This window comes from Acidobacteriota bacterium, from assembly GCA_028874215.1.
Taxonomy (GTDB): Bacteria; Acidobacteriota; UBA6911; order RPQK01; family JAJDTT01; genus JAJDTT01.
Map to the genome: position 1 here is coordinate 45,728 of JAPPLF010000061.1, position 24,654 is coordinate 70,381.

The 24,654-nt window shown below is 63.6% G+C and carries 13 protein-coding genes; 6 read left to right on the forward strand and 7 right to left on the reverse strand.

The features are described 5' to 3' along the window. Positions 1 to 2 precede the first annotated feature (2 nt). On the forward strand, positions 3 to 2,783 hold the full coding sequence (locus OXT71_11055) for a TonB-dependent receptor (protein ID MDE2926923.1): 2,781 nt from the start codon (positions 3 to 5) through the stop codon (positions 2,781 to 2,783). A 155-nt stretch (positions 2,784 to 2,938) separates the two neighbouring features. On the opposite strand, the gene OXT71_11060 is transcribed toward OXT71_11055, so the two are convergent. Together OXT71_11060 and OXT71_11065 are read right to left on the reverse strand one after the other, a co-directional pair. Beyond that, a complete protein-coding gene (locus OXT71_11060; protein ID MDE2926924.1) occupies positions 2,939 to 4,147 on the reverse strand; it encodes an ATP-binding protein in 1,209 nt (402 codons plus the stop codon). A 180-nt stretch (positions 4,148 to 4,327) separates the two neighbouring features. Further along, entirely contained in the window at positions 4,328 to 4,828 is a 501-nt protein-coding gene (locus OXT71_11065) for a hypothetical protein (GenBank protein ID MDE2926925.1), read from the reverse strand. 253 nt (positions 4,829 to 5,081) lie between these two features. Here OXT71_11065 and OXT71_11070 point away from each other — a divergent pair, with 253 nt between their 5' ends. Next, positions 5,082 to 6,740: a hypothetical protein gene (locus OXT71_11070; protein ID MDE2926926.1), complete on the forward strand. Its 1,659-nt coding sequence runs from the start codon at positions 5,082 to 5,084 to the stop codon at positions 6,738 to 6,740. A gap of 36 nt (positions 6,741 to 6,776) precedes the next feature. Beyond that, complete coding sequence (locus OXT71_11075) at positions 6,777 to 8,447, forward strand: hypothetical protein (GenBank protein MDE2926927.1); 1,671 nt, start codon at positions 6,777 to 6,779, stop codon at positions 8,445 to 8,447. Positions 8,448 to 8,637: 190 nt separating this feature from the next. On the opposite strand, the gene OXT71_11080 is transcribed toward OXT71_11075, so the two are convergent. The 3 genes from OXT71_11080 to OXT71_11090 all read right to left on the reverse strand — a co-directional run bounded on the left by OXT71_11080 (position 8,638) and on the right by OXT71_11090 (position 16,815). After that, a complete protein-coding gene (locus OXT71_11080) occupies positions 8,638 to 11,529 on the reverse strand; it encodes a TonB-dependent receptor (GenBank protein ID MDE2926928.1) in 2,892 nt (963 codons plus the stop codon). Positions 11,530 to 11,785: 256 nt separating this feature from the next. Then, positions 11,786 to 13,081: a Gfo/Idh/MocA family oxidoreductase gene (locus OXT71_11085; protein MDE2926929.1), complete on the reverse strand. Its 1,296-nt coding sequence runs from the start codon at positions 13,079 to 13,081 to the stop codon at positions 11,786 to 11,788. A gap of 104 nt (positions 13,082 to 13,185) precedes the next feature. Further along, positions 13,186 to 16,815: a TonB-dependent receptor gene (locus OXT71_11090; GenBank protein ID MDE2926930.1), complete on the reverse strand. Its 3,630-nt coding sequence runs from the start codon at positions 16,813 to 16,815 to the stop codon at positions 13,186 to 13,188. Positions 16,816 to 17,106: 291 nt separating this feature from the next. Here OXT71_11090 and OXT71_11095 point away from each other — a divergent pair, with 291 nt between their 5' ends. From OXT71_11095 to OXT71_11105, 3 genes are all read left to right on the forward strand, one after another. Continuing rightward, positions 17,107 to 18,984 (forward strand): gamma-glutamyltransferase family protein, encoded by a 1,878-nt coding sequence (locus OXT71_11095; protein ID MDE2926931.1) that lies wholly within the window; start codon positions 17,107 to 17,109, stop codon positions 18,982 to 18,984. 75 nt (positions 18,985 to 19,059) lie between these two features. Then, on the forward strand, positions 19,060 to 20,688 hold the full coding sequence (locus tag OXT71_11100; GenBank protein MDE2926932.1) for a sodium-coupled permease: 1,629 nt from the start codon (positions 19,060 to 19,062) through the stop codon (positions 20,686 to 20,688). A gap of 352 nt (positions 20,689 to 21,040) precedes the next feature. Continuing rightward, positions 21,041 to 21,361: a heavy metal-binding domain-containing protein gene (locus OXT71_11105; GenBank protein ID MDE2926933.1), complete on the forward strand. Its 321-nt coding sequence runs from the start codon at positions 21,041 to 21,043 to the stop codon at positions 21,359 to 21,361. A 57-nt stretch (positions 21,362 to 21,418) separates the two neighbouring features. Here the strand turns inward: OXT71_11105 and OXT71_11110 are convergent, their stop codons facing one another. Further along, positions 21,419 to 22,639 carry a M24 family metallopeptidase gene (locus tag OXT71_11110; protein ID MDE2926934.1) on the reverse strand — a complete coding sequence of 407 codons (1,221 nt, stop codon included), beginning with the start codon at positions 22,637 to 22,639 and terminating at the stop codon, positions 21,419 to 21,421. An 85-nt stretch (positions 22,640 to 22,724) separates the two neighbouring features. After that, a complete protein-coding gene (locus OXT71_11115) occupies positions 22,725 to 24,641 on the reverse strand; it encodes a hypothetical protein (GenBank protein ID MDE2926935.1) in 1,917 nt (638 codons plus the stop codon). Positions 24,642 to 24,654 lie beyond the last annotated feature (13 nt).

Genomic DNA, 24,654 nt, shown 5'->3' on the forward strand with positions numbered 1-24,654 from the left:
AAATGAAAGGAAGACTGACCGGCCCCACAACCGGTTTATCGACTCTGCTCATGCTCGCCTTGATGTTACCCGCGTTCGGGCAACAGACAGGTGGACAGGAAGAACGATGCCTCGAGGTTCGGGTCCTGGACCCTTCCTCCGCCTCCATACAAGGCGCCACGGTCACCATCGGGGAACGGGAGGAGAGGACCGGCAACTCCGGCGTCGCCACATTCTGCGGTCTCGGCTCCGGGCCACACTGGGTCATCGTTTCGGCGGAGAACTTTCAGGTCGACGAACGCTCCGTGGACCATTCGGAGGGCATGGTCGCCATCACCCTCCAGGCCCTCCTGGAGACGGAGCTGGTGGTGGTCGGGAGCCGAGCCCAGCCGCGGTCGGTGACCGAATCTCCAGTCCCCATCGACGCCATCCCCCTGGAGGATGTCATCAGCCAAGGCTCAACCACCCTCGACTACCAGTTGCGCACACTGGTTCCCTCCTTCAACGTCGCCACCCATCCCATCAGTGACGCCGCCACCCTGGTGCGGCCGGCCAGCCTGCGAAACCTGGCGCACGATCACACGCTGGTGCTGGTGAACGGCAAGCGCCGCCACCGCTCGTCGGTCATCGCCTGGTTCTCCGGCGTCACGGACGGCGCGCAGGGTCCGGACATTTCGACGATTCCCGCCATCGCGCTGCGCCAGGTGGAGGTGCTGCGGGACGGCGCGTCGGCCCAATACGGCTCGGACGCCATCGCCGGCGTCATCAACTTCCTGCTCAAGGACGCCCGGGAAGGAGGCAGCGTCGAGTTCAACACCGGCACCTACCACGCGGGGGACGGTGATTCCTACACCTTCGCCGGCAACGTGGGACTGCCGCTGGGCGAAACCGGCTTCGCCAACCTCAGCCTGGAGTACGGCAACTCCGACCCGACGAACCGAAGCGTGCAACGCGCCGACGCGGCGGCCCTCATCGCGGCCGGCAACACCCAGGTGGCCGATCCGGCCCAGATCTGGGGCAACCCGACCATCGAGGACGACCTGAAGTTCTTCGGCAACTTCGGCCACCTGTTCTCCAATGGCACACAGATCTACGGCCACACCAATTTCGCGGAGAAGAAGGTGACGGAGGGTTTCTATTTCCGGAATCCCAACAACCGGGCCAACATCTACAGCCTCGACGGCGGCGAGACCCTGATGATCGCCGACCTGCTGGACGCGCGCGACGGCGTCGTGGACGGATCGGCAAACTGTCCCGTCGTGCGAATCACCGGCAACGTACCCGATCAGGAAGCCCTGGCGCGGGTGTCCGCAGACCCGAACTGCTTCTCCTTCCGGGAGTTGTTCCCAGGCGGCTTTACACCCCAGTTCGGCGGCGTGGTCACCGACATGTCGGTGGTGGGAGGCGTCCGTGGAGTCCTTGCCAACGGGCTGAACTGGGACGCCAGCGCCAGCTACGGCGCCCACGAGTCGGATTTCTTCTTCAAGAACACCGTCAACGCCTCGCTCGGACCCGAAACTCCCACGGAATTCGATCCGGGCCTCTACCGTCAGGAGGACGTGAACCTCAATTTCGACGTCTCCTACGCCGCGACCGACATGATCAACATCGCCGCCGGCAGCGAGTGGCGAAACGAGCGTTTCGAGATCGGCGCCGGCGGCCGGCCGTCCTGGGAGGTGGGACCGTACGCGGCCCAGGGATTCGTCTCCGGTTCCAACGGATTTCCGGGCTTCCCCGACTATACGGCCGGCGCCTGGAATCGCAGCAACGTGGCGCTCTACGGCGACCTGGAACTGCGGGACCCGGGGGACCGGTGGACGGTGGGCGGCGCCCTCCGGTTCGAGCACTTCGACCTCTTCGGCTCCACGACCAACGGGAAGCTGTCCGCCCGCTTCGGGTTGAGCGACGCGGTTTCGGTGCGGGGCGGCGTCAGCACCGGGTTCCGCGCTCCGACGCCCGGCCAGCAAAATACGCTCAACGTGCAGACCACCATCGACCCGGACACTCTGCAACTGGTCGACAGCGCCAACGTGCCCTCGACTTTTCTGGCGGCGGAGCTGAAGGGGGGCAAACCGCTGGAGCCGGAGACGTCGGTCAACACCACGGCCGGGCTGGTGATCGACAACGGACCATTCACGCTGACGGCTGACTACTTCCGCGTCGACCTTTCCAACCGCCTCGCTCTTTCGCAAACGTTCACCCTCACGGACGACGAACGGGCGCTGCTGATCTCGGAGGGAATCGCCTCGGCCGGCACGCTGGCCTTCTTCCGGTTCTTCATCAACGATTTCTCGAGCCGGAACCAGGGAATCGACCTGGTCTCGACCTATACTCCGCCCGGGTTGGGCGGCGGCACGGTGCTCAGTTTCGCCATGAACTACACCCACACGGAACTGACGGAAGAATCGGAGCTCCTCACCCCCGGCGACGTCCTGGGCCTGCAGCGCGGCGTGCCCCGGATCCGCTGGAACGCCGCCGTCAACCAGAGGGTGGGCCGGGTCGGCCTGCTGGGCCGCCTGAACTACTTCGGGTCATGGGTCGACCATTTCGACGCCAGGTTCGTCCGAGGCGCCGACTCGCCACTTCTGGAGGGCCGCTACATCGTCGACCTGGAGGCGAGCATCCGGTTCGGAGAAGGCGTGACCTTGGCATTTGGCGGCCAGAACGTGTTCAACACATTCTCCCAACGGATGGACCTCTTCGCCGACATCTTCGGGCTCCCCTACAGCCAGTTCACCCCCTGGGGCCTGAGCGGCGGCTATTACTACGCCCGCCTCAACTATTCGTGGGGAAGCAGTTTCTAGGAGTCAGTCGAGGATCCCTGCAGCGGCAATCTGGGCTGGTTTCGACCGCTTCCTTACACTCCGGTTCCTATGTACCCGGCCATACGCCTGACCTCATTTGGATCGGGTGCATTTCGGCGAGAAAAACAAGACTGCAAACGAAGACTTGAATCTCATCACGGACCCACCCAGCTTTCTATCGGTTTCGACAGGAATTCCTCTACACTGATGCCATCCCACCCGATCAACAAGCAACGGGTCGGGTGAAATACTTTGGTGAAGGCTGCCATTCCCGGCAGTGACTGGCGACCGCTGGTGCTTTTGACTTCAATCGCCGTTAGCGTCCGGCCGGCACTTGCGACGAAATCGACCTCGCGGTTTCGGTCTCGCCAGTAGAAGACCTGGCAGGAGCCGGCAGCTGCCGCATTCGCCAGATGAGCCCCAACGGCTGACTCAACCAGTCTTCCCCAGAACTCGGTGTCTGCGCGGGCCTGCTGCAGAGTGAGGCCGCAACCGGACGTCATCAGGGCCGTGTTGAGGACCTGCAACTTCGGGCTGGAGCTTCTTCGGCGAACAGCAGCACCGGCGTACTTCTGCAGACCGGTCAGCATGCCGGCACCCGCCAACAGATCGAGGTAGTGAGCGAGGGTCGTGGTGTTCCCGGCATCCTGGAGCTGCCCCAGCATCTTGGTGTAGGAAAGGATCTGACCCGAATACGTACAGCCCAATTCGAACAACCGTCTCAACAGGGCGGGTTTATCCACCCGGGAGAGCAGCAGGACGTCCCGGGAGATGGTGGTTTCGATGAGCGAGTCGCGGATGTAACGTGACCACCGTTCCGGCTGTTTGATCAGCGGAGCTGCGCCGGGATAGGCGCCGTAGAACAGGAATTCCTCCAAGGACCAACCGAAGGCGGTCTGCATCTCGGGGAATTCCCAGTGCGGCAGATGCAGTATTTCGAATCGTCCGGCCAGACTTTCGGTGAGGCCCCGGCCGATCAGGAGCGGTGCCGAACCGGTCAACACCACCTTGAGCCGGCGCCCGCGCCGCGTATCTTCATCCCACAGGCGCTTTACGGCCTCGGCCCAGTTGGGCACCTTCTGCGCTTCGTCCAGTACAAAAAGACCACCCCCGGCTTTCGCACCGCCAGCCAGGAGCCGCGCAACATCCCACTGTCCGGCGATCCAATCCGGGCCGCGCAAAGTCGGCTCATCGGCGCTGGCATAGTGATGGGGCAAACCGCACTGTTCGGCGACTTGTGTGACCAGGGTGGTCTTGCCGACTTGGCGAGCCCCGGTGACGATCTGGAGGAAACGGCGCGGTTCGCGTAGACGAGAGTGTAATTCTGCAGCATGAGGGCGCGTATATCCCAAATTACTCAACACAATGAGTAATATTACTCTTTCTATTGAGTAATTGGAAACGATAGTCTGGCAATCTTCATCGGTGACCGGAGTCTCAAACCAGCCGGCGGGCAGCAACGATTCCGAAGCTGGATCACTATTGCGACAGGTTGCCGCCGGCAGCGTCTATTGCCGCCCAGCTTTGCCCCTGCAGGTGGAACCTCAGGGCCAATAGCCATCGAAGTTGAAGGAAATGAGCGCCCCTTTCCATCCATCGGGTCCCCGCTTCCAAATGAAGATCACCTTGCCCCGCCGGCTTTGTTTCTCGCCTCCGGCGGACGGACTCGACTCCAGCAGGTAGACCCCGTTTTCGAAGGCCCAGTCGCCGGCTACGGTCTTGGACCCGGTGAAGGCGAAATCGTGGATCCGGTGCTCCTGCAGGAACCTTCGGGCCCAGACGGCCACCTCCTGCCGCGACGAGATCGTCGGTTGCTGCGGGGGCATGACGGCCACGCCCGCGTCCAGGTGGGACCGGATCCATTCCTCCACTCCTCCTTCGTTCATGGCGCGAATGAAGGCGGATCGCATGCGGCCCAACTGGGCCCCGTCCTCCTCCAGGCCGGGTCTCGGACCCGCTTCGGGCATCGGGGTCTGGAGTCCGCCGGTACACGCGCAAAGGAGAGTCGCGGCAAGGACGAAGATTCGTTCCAAAAGGTGTTTCATCTTGGTCTCCCAGGCTCGGCCCGGCGTCCTCCGTCCAGGGACCCAGGAAGAGCTGTTTCGTGCTCCCCGCATGCAGCGGAGACTCTCCGCCCCCGAGAAGAGACCCGCAACTCAACGCCGCGGCCAGCACCAGATGCAGGCAACGAGTTTCCGACTGGAGCCCACGGCCCTGGAGTATGTCTCACAGAGACTACACTTCGGGCTGTGACGTTCCTATACTCACCCCCGACGGACACCTGCCGGGAGGGTTTCGATGGACAAGTTTTTCCGCCTGATGCCGACCCTTGTCGTGATTCTCGTGACGTCGAGTTGCGCCGTCCAAAAGCCGGCCTCTTCCGAGACCCGCGGCGAAACCCGGCGCCAAGGCCAGTTGCGGCTCCTCTTGAACAGCGACGGCGGCGACAGCGCGTTGATGGCCTTCGAGCCGCCCATCACTCCGGGCCAGCTCTGCCGGGTGGTGAACGAGGCCGAAGGAACCCAAGTGGACGTCTTCATCCAATGCGTCCAGTGGAGCGACGAGCAGATGCTCTATCCCACCCGGGTCGCCGAAGTTTATGCCAAGCCCATCAGCGAGGAACACGAGCGGGACTTCGAGGAGTATCCCGGAATCCGGCGCTGGGCCCGGAACGTCGGCTCCTTGCTGGACGCGGGCCGGGACCCCCTGGAGATCTGGAGCCGGCGGAGCCGTGAGGCGGGAATGCAATTCTGGCCCAGCCTGAGGATGAACGACATTCACAAGGACTGGTCGGAGCGTTGGCCCTCCTTCCGGAGCCGGTGGGAACGGGACAATTCTCATGTGCGGCTCGGATCCGCCGTCCCCGACCGTTATCTGCACCAGGCGAACCGCTCGCCCCAACCCTCTCACGGCTACTCCTGGGCCATGGACTACGCCTTGGAAGAAGTTCGGACCCGAAAGCTGGCCATCATCGCGGAAGTGTGCGCCGACTACGACGTGGACGGCTTCGAAATGGATTTTCTGAGCCACCCCTACTACTTCAAAAAGGGACAGGAAGCCCATGGCCTGCCCTTGATGAACGATTTCGTGCGCCAGGTCCGCGCGCGGCTGGACGAGATCGGCCGGGCCAAGGGGCGCAAGCTGACGCTCATGGCGCGGGTCCTCCCTTCTTTGGAACTCAACCGGAAGATCGGGCTGGACCTCCCCACCTGGATCCGGGAGGGGTGGGTGGACCTGATCGCGCCGGCGACCCGAGGCTACCTGGACATCTCGGCGGACCTGACTCCTTTCGTGGAGTTGGCCGGGGGGACCGGTGTCGAGATCTCCGGGGGCCTGTCCGACCTCTACGTGCGAGATTACACCGGACAGAAGACCGGCCGGGCCACCATCGAAATGCTGCGGGCGGCAGCGTCGGCCGCCTGGCAGTCCGGCGTGACGAGCCTGCACCTCTTCAACTACGACTGCCACGCCACCGGCAAGGGCAAGCCGGGAGTGCTCTTCAGTCCCGGCGAGCTTCAGGCTCTCAAGGAGATCGGAGATCCGTCCGTGATCGCCCGCAAGGACAAGCACTATTTCGTGACTCGCGAAATGGGGGGGCTGACCCCGGAGGCGGGAGGTGAGATGCAGCTTCCCACGGAGATGGTCCGGGGCGACACCCGGGAACTCCGGTTCCTGGTGGGGGACGACGTGGCGGCGGCCCGTGAGGAGGGAACTCTGGAATCCACCTCCCTGCTGGTTTCGCTGCAGGGATACGATCGCTGGGACGACGATCTGAGGGTGCAGTTGAACGGCCACAGGCTACGGGGGAGGTTCGAGGGGGGCGCCCTCCGTTTCGAGGGCGTGACCCCGAAGCGGGGAAAGAACCTGCTGTCGCTGAACCTCCGGAACCGGCCGGCCTCTCGTCAGGCACCCATCCGGGTCCAAGGCGTCGAAATGTTCATCGATTACCGGGATTGAAGAGGTGAAGGATCCGGCGGTCCAGGAGAGGTGGAGATGAGACTCGTGAACCGGAAGATGGCGGCCTGCGGGCTGGTGGCTCTGCTCCTTCTCGGAAGCTGCGGAGGCGCCGGGCCCGAGCGGAACTCGATCGATTCAGAGGAATCGGAGGTGCCGTCCCCGAAGATGGCTCGCCTCTACCTCAACAGCGACGGGGGAAGCGGAGCCCTGTACGCGAACGGCCCTCCCATCACGCCCGATCAGGTCTGCCGCGTCGTCAACGAACTGGAAGGGACCCAGGTGGACGTCTTCATCCAGTGCGCATCGTATGGGACATACGTGCTCTATGACACTCAGGTCGGCGAAGTGTACGGCCGCGGAATGACCGAGTTCGAGAATCCCAACTTCGGGCGTTTGGCCCAAAACGTCCTGGGCCTCCTGGAACAGGGGACAGACCCCCTGGAGATCTGGGCGGCCCGGACCCACGAGCTGGGTATGAAATTCTGGGCCAGCCTCAGGATGAATGACATCCACAAGGACTGGGTCGACCGCTGGCCCTCGAAGCGGGGGCGGTGGGAGCGGGAGCGGCCACACGTGGCCATCGGCAAGGACGTCCCGGACCGTTACGTGAGCCTTTACGGACGGGATTTCAGCTACGCCTTCGACTACGCCCGGCAGGAGGTCAGGGACCTGAAATTCGGACTGGTGGAGGAGATCTGCCGCGACTACGACGTGGACGGAATCGAACTCGACTTTCTGAGCCACCCCATGGTCTTCAGGAAGGGGCAGGAGGAAGCGGGCATGCCCATCATGACCGGCTTCGTGCGGCGGATTCGCGACCGGCTGGAAGAGATCGGGCGCCGGAAGGGGCGCCGGATCACCCTCATGGTCCGGGTTCTGCCGACCGTGGGCCTGAACCGGGAGATCGGTTTCGACGTCGTGACCTGGATTCGGGAGGGACTGGTGGACGTGATCGCTCCTGCCACTCGAGGTTACCTGGATATGAACCCGGATCTGGCCAGCTTCGTGGAGGCGGCCCGAGGGACGCAGGTTCAGGTGTTGGGCGGGATCTCGGACCTCTACGTCAGAGACTACACCGGCTCCAAGACGGGACGGGCCAGTCCGGAGATGATGCGCGCGGCGGCCCAGAGTTTTTGGGGGCAGGGCGTGAGCGGGCTGCACCTGTTCAACTTCGACTGCCACGCCAGCGGCATCCAGGGGCACAGTGCCGTCAATTCCTTGATCGATACCTCCCGGCAGCCGCTCCTGAGTCCTGAAGAGCGGCAGATGCTGACGGAGATCGGCGATCCGGAGCTCATCTCGCGGAAGGACAAGCATTACTTCATCACCAGGGACATGGCGGGCCGGACGCCGGAGGAGGGGGGAGAGATGCAGCTTCCTGTCGATCTTGACGAGGACCGGGAGAGGATTCTCCGCCTATTTGTGGGCGACGACGTGGAAGCAGCGAGTCAGGATGGGGTCCTGGAATCGCTGCGTCTGGTGGTGAGTTTGAGCGCAAACAGCCGGTGGGACGACGACCTGCGACTGGTGCTGAATGGGCGGAGGTTGCGGGGAGAGATGGGAAACGGTCGGTTGCGCTTCGAGAATGCGCCTGTCCGGCAGGGCCTCAATGAGCTGACGATTCGGCTGCGGCGACGGGGCGGGCGGGGACCGCTCCAACCGGTGCGGGTTCAGGGGGTGGAGGTGTTTATCGATTACCGGATGTAGGGGCACCCCTTTTGGGTGCCCTCTTTATTCGGGAAATGGAAAGGGGGGACTGACGTCCCCCCTGGAAATCCCTCGCGGAGCCTGAAGCACGCCATTCCCGGCGACTGGTCAATCGCCGCTCCATATCGCCGGGAATGGGTCGCTCCGCTCCCTCGGCGACAGGAATGTCGCCGCTCCATGTCGCCGCTCCCTAGAAGTTGTTGCCCCAGGTGTAGCCGACCCGGACATAGTAGTAGCCGCCGTTGAAGCCGAACGGCCCGAACTGGCCGTAGCGGTTGCCCACTCCGGCCAGGGCGCCCGGATTCTCGTCCGGGTAGGTATTGAAGACGTTCTGCGCTCCGACCGACAGCGTGACGTTTTTGATCGGGATGCCGAGCTCGACGTCGACCAGCGGTTTGCCGGCGTACAGCGGATACAGGTGCGAATTTGCCACGCCCATCGCCGAGCGCGCGTCCTCCCGATCCCAGTACGAACCGTAGTAGTGCATCCGGGCCATCAGGGTCCAGTGGCTTGTGGTGTGGGTGGCCCCGAAGTTCCAGCGAATCCTCGGCAGCCCCAGGGTCAGCGACGTGACCCGGTCCGTGTCGAAGTGCTCCGCGCTGAACTCGGTCACGTCCGTGTCGGTGAAGTTGAAGACGCCGGTGAACGTGGTCCGCCCGCCGATGGCCAGCGGCGTCCAGGACGCGACGAGATCGACCCCCTGCGTGAGGGTCGAGAAGTCGTTCACGAAGAAGCGGAACGCGGCAAGGTTGCCGGCTTCGGTAATCCCGTCGGCCAGCAGCGTCTCGACCTCGTTTTCCGAAAGGTTGTAGTTCCTCGTGATGGTGAGCCGGTCCGACACGTCGACGCGGAAAAAGTCGGCGGTGAAGGTGAACGGCCCACCGGTGTCGACAACCGCCCCGAGCGAGTAGTTGATCGACTGTTCCGGCTGCAGTGCCACCCCGCCCCGAAGCGCCGCGACCGGCGACGTGGACGGGATGGTGCCGTTGTTGATCAGGTCGTTCAGCGCGTAGTCGAACTCGGTCGTTACGTTCAGCACGTTCTGCTGACCCGGCGTCGGGGCGCGGAAGCCGCTGCTGACCGCGGCACGCAACGCGAAGATGTCGGTGAAGCCGTAGCGCGCCGACAGCTTGCCGTTTATGGTCGTGCCGAAGCTGTCGTAGAAGTCCTCGACGCGTACCGCGCCACCGACGTTCCAGTCGTTGGCGCCGCCGTGCAGTTCGACATCGCCGTAAAACGCGTAATTGGCGCGGTCCCAGGTGCCGGCGTTCTCGGGCCGCGTGCCGTTGTAGCCGTTGGAGGCGGAGCTGAAGCCCTGAGACCCGTAAGGGCCGATCGCCCAGGACGCCGGATCACCTTCGCCGAGGTGGTACTGCTCGTTCCGCCACTCGAAGCCCCCGGCGACGTTGACCATGTCGCTCGCGGCGTACGACAGGTCCGTGTTGAAGCTGTTTTGAGTCTGCTGCAGCAGGTTCGGCTCGAACCGGGTCGGGCTGTCGGGGCCGAGAGAGGCGTTGACCGTGTCAAAGATGAAGGTCTGCACGTGGTTCCGGCCGGTGGAACCGCTGACGTCCCAGTGCAGTCCGTTCGCCAGGGTCCCGCGCAAGCCGGAGACAAATGAGTAATCGTAGACGTCGCCGCCGAACTGGGGCGTGAAGCCGCCCGGCAGGCCGTTCGGTGCGCCAAGGAACGGCTGGTGGAATGTGAAGCAGTTCGGATCGTTGCGGACCGCCGCGAAGGCGGCCGGATCCGGCGTGCCGTCGACGACTCTGACCGTCGGGCAATTGGACACGCCCACGCCCAGGCCCTTCGCCTCCTGCACGTCGCCGACCAACAACGTCTCGCCGCCGTCGATCGAATAAACGTTGCTGCGGTTGTTGGGATTCCGGTAGTAGAACCCGCCGGTCACCAGTTTACTGGCGTAGTTCGTATGGCCGTAGAACTCCACCTGGTCCCCGCCGGTGCCGAAGTTGGCGAACAGCTTCAGGTCGTCCTCGACCAGCGGCACGCCCCAGACACGCGACGTGGTGCGCACGTTGGTGTTGCCGCCGTTGATCACCGCCGCCGTACCGCTGTCATTGATGGCCCGATTGGTGGGGTTCGTGCCGCCGTACTCGACACTGACGTTCAGGAACCCTTCGGGGCCGAGCGGCAGACCCACGTTACCGGCGAAAGCGAAGTTCCTGCCGCGACCGCCGATGCCGTTGCACGAGCGGCCGATGGCACCGCACGAGCCCGCGTCCCCGTCGTTCTCGTCGAAGTACTGGCCGGTGCGGAATTCCATGCTGCCCCCGGAGCGGGCGTTCTTCAACTCGAAGTTGATGACGCCGGCAATGGCGTCGGAACCGTATTGCGCGGCCGCGCCGTCGCGCAGCACCTCGACCTGCCGCAGAGCGATGGCGGGTATGGTGGACAGATCCGGCCCCTGCGCTCCGTCGGCGATACCATTGCCCAGCCAGGCGATGACGGCCGCGCGGTGGCGGCGCTTGCCGTTGACGAGGATCAGCGTGTGGTCCGGGGCCATGTTGCGCAGGTTGGCCGGCCGCACGATGGTGGCCGCGTCGCTGATGGGCTGGGTGTTGACGTTGAAGGAGGGTGTCAGCGTGCGCATCAGGTCGGTGACGTCAGTCGCCCCCTGATTGGTGAAATCCGTGCCGCCGATCACGTCGACGGGAACCATCGACTCGGTGCTGGACCGCGCTTCGGCACGAGTCCCGACCACGATCAGTTCGGTCTCCAGCAAAACCTCCAGTGTGAAAGAGACTCTGCCCTCGGACTTGTCCACCAGGTCTTCCAGCACCTGGAAGTTGGGTGCGACTATCACGACCGCATGGGGAGCCGGGCCCAGATCGCAGAATTCCACCGTACCGGATTCGTCGGTGGTCTGTTCCTGATCTCCAATCAGGACCGACGCGCCCGCTATTGCCGCGGCTGACTGATCCAGGACCCGGACCTCAAGACATTGGCCGGCAACAGAACCCGTAGCCATTACCGTTGCCAGAATCGGTATTGCAAGTACGCCGGCTGCGCGCAAGCACAGCCATTCAGGAAACCACTGCTTTCGCGGAAACGATGACGCCATGATGTGCCTCCAAATAGTTAGTACTGTTCAGTCCGGGTGCGTGTGCAAGTTGGTCAACATTATGTACGATGCCTCCGACGCAATCCCATGAGATGGGGATGGTTCGATGCGCTCAGCCCAGTCATGAGAAAATCACGCCAGCGCCACAATAATTTCATATTGCGTCCGGGTTTGAAACCGGCACCTGCGAACGGCCTGGGCCGCATTTGAAACAGGATCGAAGTTCCTGCCCGGACCGCGGGGCCCTGGCGCTTTGTCAGCCGGCATGAATGATCCGTGTTTTCGGATCGAACACCATGCGCTTTCCGCTCCAGTAGGCGTCGGTCGCCATGATGCACGCGATGGAGTGACCGTAACCGGCCTCGACGGGACAATACAGCCTCTTGGAGTCGCGGCTGCGGACGGCGTCCAGCCAGTTGTTCATGTGAGCCATTCCCATTTCGTCCATGTCCACGGACTCTCTGGGAACCACGATGCGATCCTGGATCTTGCCGTCGGCGTTCACACCCTGGCCGGAAAACAGCCAATCGGAGTCGGGGTTGGAGAAGGACTCCCCCTCGAAGCTCCCCAGGGTGCCGTGGACCCGGGTGCCGTTGCCGTAACCGTTGATCCAGTTGGTGGAGTAGACGGCGAGGAACTTGCCGTCCCCCTTCCGGTACTCCAGGGTGACCTCCTGGGTGTCGGGATTCTCCCGGTAGTCCTTCCATTTGTAGATCCCGCCGTGGGACACGGCGCTCACCGGATAGGAGACTCCGGTCAACATGTGGGCCAGATCGATCCCGTGGCTCATCCACTGGTCGATGATTCCGCTGGAAAAGTCCTTGAACAGTCGGAAGCTGCGAAAGATGCGGGGATCGAAGGGCCGCTGCGGCCGTCCCATGAGCCAGGTGTTCCAGTCCAGGTCGCTCTCCCGGGCCATCAGGAGGTCCTTTTTCTTCCGGGCCCAGCGGTAGGGGCTGTAGAAGCTCCAGTGGAGATCCACCTTGACCACGTCGCCGATCAGTCCGTCGGCAATCATCCGGGTGGCCTTCCGGTACCGGGAATTGGCGCGCCTCTGGGTTCCGATCTGGACAATGACGCCCGCCTTGCGCACTGCGTCCAGGGCCTCGTTTGCCTCGGAGAGCACGTTGGACATGGGTTTCTCGCAGTAGGCGTCCATCCCGGCGTCGGCGGCCAGCTTGAGAATCTGGGCGTGCGCGTGGTCGGGAGTGGCGATGATGAGGGCATCGATCTCCTTGTCCGCCAGGATCTCCTCGTGGTGACGGTAGATCTTGGGCGCCCGGCCCTCCTTCTCCTCCACCAGCGAAGCGGCCCGGTCGCGGCGGTAGTTCCAGAGATCGCAGACCGCCGTCATGCGGGCTCCGTATTGGTCTCCGCTCTTGAGGAACTGCTTCAGGAGACCAGTGCCGCGCCCGCCCGGACCGACGATCCCCACGTTGATGTTGTTGTTGACGTTGCGGGCGCTGAGGATTCCGGGAAACCCCGCCAACGCCAACCCTGCCCCCGCCGAACGGGACAGGAAGGAGCGCCGGTGAATGGACGATTGACTCATGAAACGATTTCCTCCCTGGGATCAGATTGGATCGATCAACGAAACTTGCCTTATGCTATCGATACCCTCCAGCGGAATACAACCACCTCGATTGAATCTTCACACTAGAAACTGATCTTCATCCCCACCTGGATCGTCCGGGGAGAGAAGGCGGAGCTGATCTGGCCGAACAGCGGGCTGTTGGGATTGTGCATGTTGGTGACGCCGAGGCCGGTGATGCCGATGCCCTTGTTGGTGACGGCGAAATTGGTGCGATTGAGACTGTTGAAGAAGTCCAACCGGAGTTGGAGCCGCGATTCCTCCGTCACCGGGATCGGGAAGCTCTTGCGCACCCCGAGATCCAATGACGCGTACCAGGGCCCACTGACGGGGGACAGTCCCAGCGACCCCGCTTCGAGCATCGCGGGATTCGCAAAGTACCTCGATTCCATTCCTCCGCCGTCTGCAATCAGGCGGTGGTCGAACAGGATCACGCGGCCCTGCGAGTCGCGGAAGGACCCGGTCTTGTTCTGGAGCTCGCGGTTATCCATTCCCAGGAGATGAACCGTATTGGTCAACGCTCGGGAGCCGCCGCGGTTGATGGTTCCTCTTCCGGAGATGAGGTTGACGACCTCGCCGGAACGGATCCTCAAGAATCCGCTGAGGTCCCATCCGCCGGCAATATAGTCCATGAATCCGCCGCCGCTCATCCACCTGCGCCCTTTGCCGAAGGGAATCTCCCAGACCCAGTTGGCGTTGTAGGTGTGGGTGATGTCGAAGTCGGGGCGCATGATCTCCAGGTGCTGCTGGGCGTTGTCGAAGTAACCGCGGAAATTGGACTGGGAGCCGGCGAAATTCGTCAGCACCTTGCCCCAGGTGTAGTTGAACTGGCCCGAGAATCCGCCGCGGAATTGCCGCCGGATCTCGAACTGGAGCCCATTGTACTTGGAGAACGCATTGTTACCGACCACGTCGGCGACGAAGGCGTTGGGATTGCGCAGGAAGAAGCTGATGGGCAGGGTTGCTCCGAACCTCTCTCCCCCTTCGCCGTTGAAGAAGAACACCCGGTTCGGCGCCAGGAACCCGCCGATGTACTGCCCGATCTCACCGTTCCGAATCCAGTTCTGGACGCCGCCGGACTGAAGGAATCCGGCAAAGCCGAGTTGGGGAAAGATCTGCAACGGTTCGCCGGCGTAGGGACTTCCATAGGCGGCCAGATTCCTCTGAGCGCGCCTGAAGTCCGCCACGAATTCCGGCGGCAGCAGGACCTGATTCAGGTCGATGGCGCGGGTCAGCTTGATGCCGTGGTTCCCCACGTAGCGCAACTCCACGGCAGTGTTCTGCAGGAACTCGTGCTGGAGGCCGATGTTCCATTGCTGGACATACGGGGTTCTCATGTTCTCGTCGATAGTGAAAAGGGCCGTCGTGGGATCGGCCAGAACCTGGTCGCGCGCGGTTCTGGGGACCTTGAACTCGGGTACCGGAATCGGCACCAGGCCGCCGCTGCTGACGGTGCCGCTGATCCCGGTGACGGTTTGCGTCAGGCTCAAACCATCGTTGCCCCGCATCGCGTTGAGCACCGTGGTGATGTTGTTGTCGACCACGTAGTTCAAGCCGTATCCGGCACGGAGGACCGTATTGTCCGAGATTCGCCACGCGAACCCGATGCTGGGAGCATAATTGTTCATGTCGTTCTTGAAGAACGGCCTGCCGTTGGAAGCTCCCGCGAAATCGATGACGGCATTGGGATCGAGCACGGACTCGGGGCCTCCCACCGGCAGCAGGGCCAATCCCCGGGTCTCGTCCGGGACCGAATGAAATTCCCATCGAAACCCGAAGTTCAAGGTGAATTCGGGGGTGACGCGCCAGGTATCCGCGAGATAGATGTTGACGAAATTCTGATTCAGGATGCTGGTTTCAGAAGCCCCGTCGACGTAGCCGGAACCGACCGCCGCGGCGTTGAACGTCTGATCCGCCTCGTCGACGACTCCGGCCAGCGTCGCCAGGATCCCGGAGGCCGCGCTCAGGTCACTGGAAGAGATCCCGCCGGGGAAGAGGCCGGGAACCAGCGGGTCCGGATTTCCGGGGCCGAAACCGAGATAGTAGGTCGGCACGATTCCTTCATCGTTGAAATTGTCGACCTGGGTCCAGCGAACGCCTCCCCCGAATTTGATGGTGTGATTTCCGGTGACCCAGGTCAGGTTGTCCATGGCGTCCAGGTTGCGGGTGTCGCGGCCCTGGGCCATGAAGTCCTGTACCGGATTCGAGAATCCGCCGGCCAAACTGAGCCGGTACCCCGGCGCAAATGTCTCGTTGGTGAAGAAGCCGACACTGGCGACCTGGAAACCGAACCGCCCCTCGTTGGTGACGGTCGGACTCAGCCCACTCCTGAGGGAGAAGGATCCCAGCCGGCGGTCGGAGCCCTGGCCCGCGCCCGGAAGACCCGGGAAGACGGCATCGATACCGTTGAACGCGGAGTTGGGAACATCCAGCGTGAACTGGTGAAACGTGCCGGCGAGGGAGTGGCTGGCGTTGATCTCGTAGTCTCCCCGGAAGACGATCCATTCGCCCGTGGAGGAATCGGGGCTGTTGAACCGGAAGCCGGCGGTGTTTCTTCCGTCGCCCACGGTGGCGTCATTGGGCGGCGGGGTCAGGCTCACCAGGGACTGGATGGCCGGGTCCGGACTCAGTCCCGTGAGCTCGAACAGGTTCAGCGTGGCCGGCTCGCCGGTGTCCTGCCGGACGTAGGTGAAATTCCCGGCGCGGGCCGAGTTCCTCAGAACCGTCCGGACGACGGAGACGGTCGAAGGGCTGGGCTCCCGCTCATAGTTGACGAAGAAGAAGAGCTTGTCCTTCAGGATGGGACCGCCCAGGCTGAAGCCGTACTGATGGTTCAGAAGCCTCTCCTTGGGCACGCCGGCCGCGTTGTTGAAGAAGTCGGTGGCGTTGAGGGCGTCGTTCAGATGATAGTAGTACAACTCCCCATGGAACTCATTGGTGCCGGAACGGGTCACGAACTGCGTCTGAGAGGCTCCCATACCGGCGTCGACCTCCGAGTTGGCGGTGGTGATGTTGATCTCCTCGATGAAGCTCTCACGGACCGGAATGACGCCGAACAGGGAATCGGTCCGGATGAACGTGTCCTGGTTGTTGATCCCGTCCAGGGTGAAGTTGTTGAAGGTCCCCCGAGTGCCGTTGATGGAGGCTGTTCTGGCCCCGCCTACGCTGGTCACTCCGGCCTGGGTGAGCGCCAGTTGGGTCACGTTGCGGCCGTTCAGGGGAAGTTCCTTGACCTGCTCCCGGTTGAGGTTGGTGTTGATTTCGGCGTTGACCTGGTTGATGACGGCCTGCGTCGCAGCCGCGCTCACCGTCACCTGTTCGTCAACCCCGCCGACCTCCAGCACCACGTCCACCGAGGCGGGAGTGTCCAACTCGACCCGGACCCCTTCGACGACCGCCGTCTTGAACCCGGGCAGTTGGGCCGTGATCCCGTAGATGCCGCGGGGCACCTGCGGAAACACGTAGAGGCCGATGTCACTTGTGACCGCGTCCACGGCGGCATTGGTGCCGGCGTTGGTCAGCGTCACCGAAACCCCGGGCAGGACGGCGCCGGTCTGGTCCCGCACCGTCCCGTCGACCCGGGAGGTGAGAACCTGCGCCGCCGCCGGGATGAACGCGGCCAGCAGGATCGGTATCAGCGCGATCCAGCTGTTTCGTGATTTGTGACCTGGCGATTTGGCTCTTTCATGGCACATTGCACGTCTCCCCATTTGAGAGTGTTCCCGAGGATCTTGTCGAGAAATTTCGCTTTGGTGGGCCGAAAATTGTCATTCTGCGGACCGATATAAATTCCATTTTTATTATATCTCACGATACCGGCGTGTCGAATGAATATTGGACGGCGGCCGTTCTTGCAACCGTCGGTGCCCCCCAATAGACTCGGCGAGCGATTCGAATGCCGCCTCCAACGCCTTCGCGGCTCGCAGTCGAGCAGACCGGTTCAACCGGATCTTCCCCCGGATCAATGGATACATAGGAATAAAACGATGTTCGACAGAAAAACGCCGGCGGCTTTGATTCTGACGGCAACTCTCCTGCTGGAGACGACCCTCCCGTCCGGATCTCTCATGGGCGCGAAAGGCACTCGGACCGAGGCCCGGGGACTTCGGGGCGCGGTGGCGGCCGGGCATCCCCTGGTGGCCGGCATCGGAATGGAGATCTTTCATCAGGGAGGCAACGCCGTGGACTCGGGCGTGGCCATGATCCTGGCGGCCTCCGTGGTGGAGTTCAATTCCTTCGGATTCGGGGGCGAGATGCCCACCCTCATCTATTCCCCCCGGGAACGGCGGGTGGTGGCGGTCAACGGCAACACCCGCACCCCCCGGGCGGCCAGCATCGAATGGTTCCGCCAGCAAGGATACCGGCTGATTCCGGGAGACGGCTTCCTGCCGGCGGGAGTCTGCGCCGTACTGGCGGCGGTGGTCCTGAGCCTGGACCGGTACGGGACCCTCAGCTTCTCCCAGATCGTTCAGGGCGCCATCCGCCTGGCCGACGGGTTTCCGGTGGACGAACGCTGGCGCCGGGGCGTGGGCCGGAAGAAATCGGAAAAATACCGGGGAGCCGAGACCTTCCGCCGGGAGTGGCCCAGTTCGGGCGAGGCTTTTCTTCACGACGGCCGGGTCCCCGAGGTGGGGGAGGTGACCCGTCTCCCCGATCTGGCCCGCACCTTCCGCCGGTTGGCTGACGCCGAGAAGAGGGCGTTGAAGAAGGGAGCCGGCCGCAGCGAGGCGCTACGGGCCGTTCACGATTACTTCTACAAGGGCCCCATCGCCCGGCAACTGGTCCGATTCTCCCGGGAGTTCAAGGTTCGGGACAACGAAGGAGGCTATCACCACAGCCTTTTGACGGAGGAGGATTTCGCCGACTACGAAGCCCGGATCCAGGAGCCGTGGAGCTTCGACTACCGGGGATACCAGGTCTACAAGTGCGGACCCTGGACCCAGGGACCGGTCTTCCTGCAGCAGTTGGCGCTACTGGAAGGCTACGACCTGGCGGCGCTCAAGCACAATAGCGCCGACTACCTGCACCTCTGGTTGGAAACCGCCAAGCTGGCCCACGCCGACAAGGAGAAGTACTACGGGGATCCCGACTTCGTCTACGTTCCCCGGCAGGGCCTCCTCTCCCGCGCCTATGCCAAGCTGAGGCGGAAGCTCATCGATTGGAAGACCGCTTCTCTGGAACTGCGCCCCGGCGACCCCTTTCCCTTCGACGCCCACCCCGAGAAGCGCCCCGCCAATCTGAGCCTGGCTCCGGTCCAACCGGGTTTGCGGGATGACGGGACCACCGGAGTTCGGGCCGTGGACTCCCACGGGACCATTTTCTCCTCCACTCCGAGCGGGGGCTGGCCCGCATCCTCTCCCATCGTGCCCGGCCTGGGATTCTGCCTGGGCAGCCGGGTGCAGATGTTTTACCTGGAGGAGGGTTTGGCCAAGTCTCTGGCCCCGGGCAAGCAGCCCTCCACCAGCCTGACTCCGACTTTGGTCACCAGGGACGGGCGCCCCTGGTTGGGATTCGGCATGCCGGGAGGAGACGTCCAGGACCAGGGGACGTTGCACTTCTTCCTGAACGTGGTGGACTTCGGGATGGGTCTGCAGGACGCGTTGGACGCGCCCAAGGTCTGGACCCGCCATTTCCCCGGCCTCTTCTACCCCCACCGCGCGTATCCCGGACGGGCCGTCCTGGAAGGTCGCCTGGCCAACCTGGAGGAAATCGCCGACGACCTCCGCGGGAGGGGGCACGACGTGCAGATCGCCAATCCCTGGAGCGGGGACAACACCATGGTGGTCATGATCGATCCCAAGACGGGGACCCTGGTGTCCGCCACCAATCCCCGCATGGAAGGGAGCACCGCCCTGGCCTGGTAAGCGGCCGCCTGCCGAGTCCAAGGCCGCTCATGTTCCCCGGTCCGGCGCCGGACAACTGAAACACGGGAGTTTGAATTGGAACAGACGGGACTCTCCTGGATCGACTGGACGGTGATCGTCGTCTACGCCAGCGCGACCATCGCCCTGGGCTGGTACTACAGCCGCAAGCAGAAGGACTCCAGGGAGTACTTTATCGGGAGCGGCAGCCTGAATCCCATCCTGGTGGGCGTTTCCCTGTTCGCCACCCACTTGAGCACCATCTCCTATCTGTCGGTTCCGGGCGAGACGATCTCCAAGGGTCCCATCATGATCCTGTTGATCATCCCCTGTTATCCGGTCTCCTACTTCATCGTGCGCCGGTACCTCCTTTCCGTCTACATGCGGCACCGCGTGACCAGCGCCTACGAGTTGCTGGAGAACCGGCTGGGGCTGGGCGTGCGCCTCCTGGGCGCCGGCATGTTCATCGTGGTGCGCCTGAGCTGGATGTGCCTGCTGGTCTTCGTGGCGGCCCGAGCCATGACGGTGATGCTGGGCGTCAGCGAGGAATGGATCCCTTGGATTGTCCTGGTCACCGGATTCGTCTCCATCATCTACACCTCGCTGGGCGGTCTGGGAGCCGTCGTGATCACCGACTTCCTGCAGACGGCCCTGCTGTTGGGAGGAGCCCTGCTGGTCATCGTCCTGGTGACCGTCGAGCTGGGCGACCTGAGCTGGATCCCCACTTCCTGGCAAGCCACCTGGGACAGTCAACCCGCCTTCAGCTTCGATCCCCGGGTCCGGGTCACCATGTTCGGAACCTTCATGTCGGTCCTGGTCTGGACCGTCTGCACGGCGGGTGGCGACCAGTTGAGCATTCAGCGGTTCATGTCCACCGGCGACGCCGAGGCCGCCAAGCGCGCCTATCTGGCCCAGGCCCTGGTCGCCTCCGCCGTCCTCTTCACCCTGCTCTTCGTCGGCTTCGCCCTCATGGGATACTTCCAGGCCCGGCCCCATGAGCTGCCGGCGGGGTTGAACCTGGCCACGGGGGGCGACCAGATCTTCCCCAGGTTCATCGCCTTCCACCTGCCCATCGGGGTCGCCGGGCTGGTCGTGTCCGCCATGTTCGCCGCGGCCATGTCGAGCCTCGACTCGGGCGTGAACTCGATTACCGCAGTGGTGACCACCGATTTCCTGGACCGGTTCGGCCTCATGCCCAAGACCCGGAAGGGACACGTCCGGCTGGCCCAGTGCCTGGCCTTCGGCCTGGGAGCCATCGTGGTCATCGGCAGCTCATACATGGGGAACGTTCCGGGGAACATCACCGGCATGACGCAACGGACCACCAACCTGCTGGCGACCCCGGCCTTCAGCCTGTTCTTCTTCGCCCTCTTCTACCGTTACGGCAAGCCGGCCGGGGCGGTGGTGGGAGCCGTCTACGGAATTACGGTGGGAGCGTTGATCGCCTTCTCGGGGAACTTCTACAGCCTTATTCAAGACTCGGCCATGCTGGCTTCCAGCGCCGCCGTCGACCTCTCGCCCATCAGCTTTCAATGGATCAGCCCACTATCGCTGCTGGTCAACCTGGCCGCCGGCGCCGCCCTCAGCAAGGCCATCCGAGCCGGCGACTCCAGCGGACGGATCTGCGTTAAATCGGCTATCGCCCTGCTGCCCCTTCTCCCCGCGGCCGGGCTTATCCTGGGATGGCCCTGGCTCGCCGGAAGCTGATCCGGGAGAAAAACGTTCTATGCAATTGAACTGATGATGGATCACCCGGATGCCGGCTGGGGCCCGCCCTACTACCCGGTCGTGGATTGAAGCGCTAACTTGTTCCATCGGGTCGCAATCCTTTGACGCACAACGGGAAGAATCCACGCCTGGAACCGGTTGCATCCGCCAGCCTCGATTCACATACTTGCGGCGCCGTTCTCCGAAGCTTCCTCACCGGCCCGGTCCGGCGGACGCCCGATAGAAAAAGGAAAGGAGCGGCGGTTTCCTAACCGCCGAACACGAGTGTGACAAACTTGGCGACGAAGACTGGGCGATTGGAAATCGCCCCTCCTGTGAAGGAGCTCAGACCATGATCCTGACCACTACGAACAACATCGAAGGCAAGACCATCCGCGAATACTGCGGAGTCGTCACCGGCGAGGCGATCGTCGGCGCCAATATCTTCCGGGACTTCTTCGCCGGCATTCGAGACATCGTGGGCGGACGGTCGCACGCCTATGAGAAGGAACTGCAACGGGCCCGCGAGATCGCCCTCGACGAGATGGCGGACACGGCCCGCCGGAGAGGCGGAGACGCCGTGGTCGGCATCGATCTCGACTACGAGGTCGTGGGGAAGGGAGGCAGCATGCTCATGGTCACCGCCAGCGGCACGGCGGTAAGGGTTCGCTGACCGGTTTGCTGCCGGCGCCCGGTTGACGGCAGGATTCCCCGTCCAAGACCGCTCTCGTTATCCGGATCCCGCCAGAAACAGGTCCCGGGTGAAGTCCATCAGAAACTCGGGTCCGTTCCCGGTCACGTGGCAGACGTCGCCCAGCGGCACGAACATCTTTCCGGACCCGGGCAGCGTGTAGGCCGCGTGGATCACGCAGGTCATGCCCTCTTGCAGCGGCTCCGGGTTGGCTTCGGTGAGGGGCGCCGGCTGTTCGCTGTAGTCCATGCCGATCCCGTGGCCGATGCGGCCTCCCATCAGCGGCATCCCGCGGCGGGCGGCCAGGTCGCCGATGGTCTTGGCGATCCGGGCGATGGGCACGCCGGCTCGCAGATGTTCCAGGCCGGCGTCCTGGCACTGGCGCGCGGTCCGGAAGATCTCCTCCAGATGCTCCGAGGGACGGACCAGGGTCCCGGTCCGCTGGCCATGGCACCAGTAACCCTTGTAGACCACGTAGGAACAGGAGGCCATCAGGTCTCCCTCTCCCAGCACCCGCTGGTGGGGCTTGATGTCCAACCGGGTCTCGCTCCATTCGGTGGGCGGCCCCGACGCCATCCAGTACTTGGCGTGGTCGGCTCCCTCGCGCCGGACCACCCGCTCCATCTCGGCCAGGATTTCGATGCCACGCATACCGGGCCGCGCCACTTCGAGCATGGTCCGGAACCCCAGATCGCTCAATTCGGCGGCCCGTTTCATCAGTCCCACTTCGGCCGGCGACTTGACGCCGCGCAGCCGGGCGACCACGTCGTCCGCCCGGCGCAGCTTGGACCCGAGCCCGGCCGCCAGCGCCTCGTAAAAGGCCAGCGGCATGTTCTGAATCCCGACGACACCCACGTCCTTGTCCCCGACTCCGTTCTCCTCCAGGATGGCGATCGTCTCGGTGGCGAAGTCGCGAGGTCCCTTGCCCCGTCCCCGGGCGACGGCCACCGCGTGAGGATCGACAGCCTGGACCAGGCGGATGTCTTCCAGAGGAGACACCTCCTCCGCCTGCTCCTGCATGTATTGAATACCGGCGAACAGGAGTGCCGGCCGGCCGGAGACCGGGACCACGACCACCGAGTCCACGATGCGGTCGTGGCTGGCCCAGCCCGAGAGATAGGCCACGTGGGCGGTCTGGCCCCATTTGTGCTCCGCCGGAGGCGAATAGACGAAGAGAGCGCCCAGGTCCCGTTCCCGCAGGAACTCCCGGACCCCCTCGTGCCGGGATTCATACTCGTGGGCGGAGATGGTTCCGTTCATAATGTCTCCCTTTCTACTGGAGGCAGCCCCTTGCCGGCTGGGGAGTCGGCGGTTGAAAACCGCCGTCCCAAAAAACCGGGCATGCCTAACGCCGCGCCGACAGGACCGGCTCCAGATGGATTCGCGCCATGCCGTAGACCAGGAATTCCGGCATGGCGAAACGGAGCCGGCCGGCTTCCACCTGATATTCAACCGGTTGCGCATCAGGCCGCTCCGGCGACAGCGAATCGACCTTCACTACCCGGGAACCGGACGGAACGACGAAGTCGACGCCGACACCGTCGACGGCGATGGGATTCTCGTCGGCGATACCGGTTCCCGCATACCCCTCCGGGCCGGGCTCCCGGCCGTAGTTCACGAAGTGAAGCGTCACCTCGCCTCCTCCGGCCGGCCGGCTGGCCGAGACCCGCACGGTCGTCGGCGCATCGAACCGGCTCAAGTCCGAGAAGGTTTCCGTCTCCAATTCCCCGGCGGAATCGATCTCGTAGATTCGGCGGTAGGCGTTCCTCTGCTCCGGCCGGATGATCTCGTCCGGAATCACGTCGAAGAGAACGTGACGGTCCATCAGGTGATGTCCGATTTCCTGGAACGCCGTCATGGCCGGGATCAGCCGGCCCTGGTGGTTGTGGCTGCGGGGATGCGCCAGCAGGACCTCGCCGTAGGGCCGATTGGCGCGGAAGACCGATTCGTACCGCTTCAGGAACCGGTAATAGCGGACGAACTCCCTCCGGGCCGCCGGATCGGTGAAATCGATGTAACGGGCCATGGGCGCTCCGCCGTTGGCCATGAGCTCAGCCATGGAGGCCCGGATCTTGACCCTCTCGTAGTGGCAGACGGTGTAGGGCTTGTCATCGAACGCGCCCCGGATGTAGCGCAGTTGCAGGGTCGGCTCCTGCCGGCCCAGGCAGTACCAGAGGTAGCTCTCGTCCTTCCCCCAGAGTTCGGAGGGAAGCATCATCCGCTCGTCGTTGTTCCCGGTGGGGGGATTCCCGAAATCCTGGGAGCTGTGGCCCCAGACGGAGGTGATCAGGTCCGGTTTGAGGGAGCGGCCGTATTGGTGAAAGACCTCGTCGAAGGCCTCCTTGTTGACCAGATCCGAGAAGAGCTGCATCTCCAGGCGCAGCGGGGTGGTCTCGCTGGGAGGATGCCGGGAGACGATCTCGCTGAATCGGTGAGCCTCCAGGTCCTGGATCCCGAACCGGCCGCGCAGTTCCTCCGGATCGTAACGGGACGCCAGGTGAGCCTTGAAGCCCCGCACGCAATACCGGCAGTGGCAGTCGACCCGGTAGAAGTAGTTGATCTGAAAACCGTCCAGGCCCCGCTCGATCCCCCGCTTGACCCAGGCCTTCAGAACCCGGCGCCAGCCGGGGTTGGAAAGGCAACCCCAATAGACGGCGTATGGAGCCGCGTCCCCGTCGAAACTGACGTAAGGAGTGCCGTCCCGGTTCTTGGACAACAGGTCCAAGGGGTCCGCCACCGGTTTCGGACCCAGCTCGTTCTCGTCCCAGAGTTCGTTGTAGAACTTGAAGAAACCGTCTCCGGGCCGGCCCTCCGCGTCCGGCCTCCCCAACAGGTACTTGGCGACGGAAAAGTGGCCGATGGGCCTCACGCCCCGTTGCTTGAGCTCACGATTGATCTCTTCGAAGTAGTCGGCGCTGAGCCGGATCCGTTCGGCGGGGTCCTGTGCCTGGACCACTCCGGCGTGGATGGGCAACAGGGGGCCGGTGACGCCCTTGTTCTTGTCCGGGAGATGGGCGATGGACCAGAAGTCCGCGCCGTAGAAGCCGACCTGGGCGATCTCCGGCTCGGCCTCCTGGACGAAATCCAGGTAGCCGGGTTCCACGTACCGGGTCCAGTGGACGATCATCCGGGTGAACTCGAGGCGTTGGGGATCGCTCCCGGAGTCTTCCGGGGGCGGGGTTCCGGTTCGGCAGCCGGACGAGGCCAAGATTGTCAAACCGATGAACGAGATCAGGGAACAGAATTTGGAACGAGCGGTCATCGTTGGATCCCCG

Bases quoted from the DNA above. Each gene is read 5' to 3' on its own strand.
- OXT71_11085 (MDE2926929.1), bottom strand. From the start codon at position 13,081: ATGAGTCAATCGTCCATTCACCGGCGCTCCTTCCTGTCCCGTTCGGCG.
- OXT71_11115 (MDE2926935.1), bottom strand. From the start codon at position 24,641: ATGACCGCTCGTTCCAAATTCTGTTCCCTGATCTCGTTCATCGGTTTG.
- OXT71_11075 (MDE2926927.1), top strand. From the start codon at position 6,777: ATGAGACTCGTGAACCGGAAGATGGCGGCCTGCGGGCTGGTGGCTCTG.
- OXT71_11080 (MDE2926928.1), bottom strand. From the start codon at position 11,529: ATGGCGTCATCGTTTCCGCGAAAGCAGTGGTTTCCTGAATGGCTGTGC.
- OXT71_11105 (MDE2926933.1), top strand. From the start codon at position 21,041: ATGATCCTGACCACTACGAACAACATCGAAGGCAAGACCATCCGCGAA.
- OXT71_11095 (MDE2926931.1), top strand. From the start codon at position 17,107: ATGTTCGACAGAAAAACGCCGGCGGCTTTGATTCTGACGGCAACTCTC.
- OXT71_11090 (MDE2926930.1), bottom strand. From the start codon at position 16,815: ATGTGCCATGAAAGAGCCAAATCGCCAGGTCACAAATCACGAAACAGC.
- OXT71_11055 (MDE2926923.1), top strand. From the start codon at position 3: ATGAAAGGAAGACTGACCGGCCCCACAACCGGTTTATCGACTCTGCTC.
- OXT71_11070 (MDE2926926.1), top strand. From the start codon at position 5,082: ATGGACAAGTTTTTCCGCCTGATGCCGACCCTTGTCGTGATTCTCGTG.
- OXT71_11065 (MDE2926925.1), bottom strand. From the start codon at position 4,828: ATGAAACACCTTTTGGAACGAATCTTCGTCCTTGCCGCGACTCTCCTT.
- OXT71_11110 (MDE2926934.1), bottom strand. From the start codon at position 22,639: ATGAACGGAACCATCTCCGCCCACGAGTATGAATCCCGGCACGAGGGG.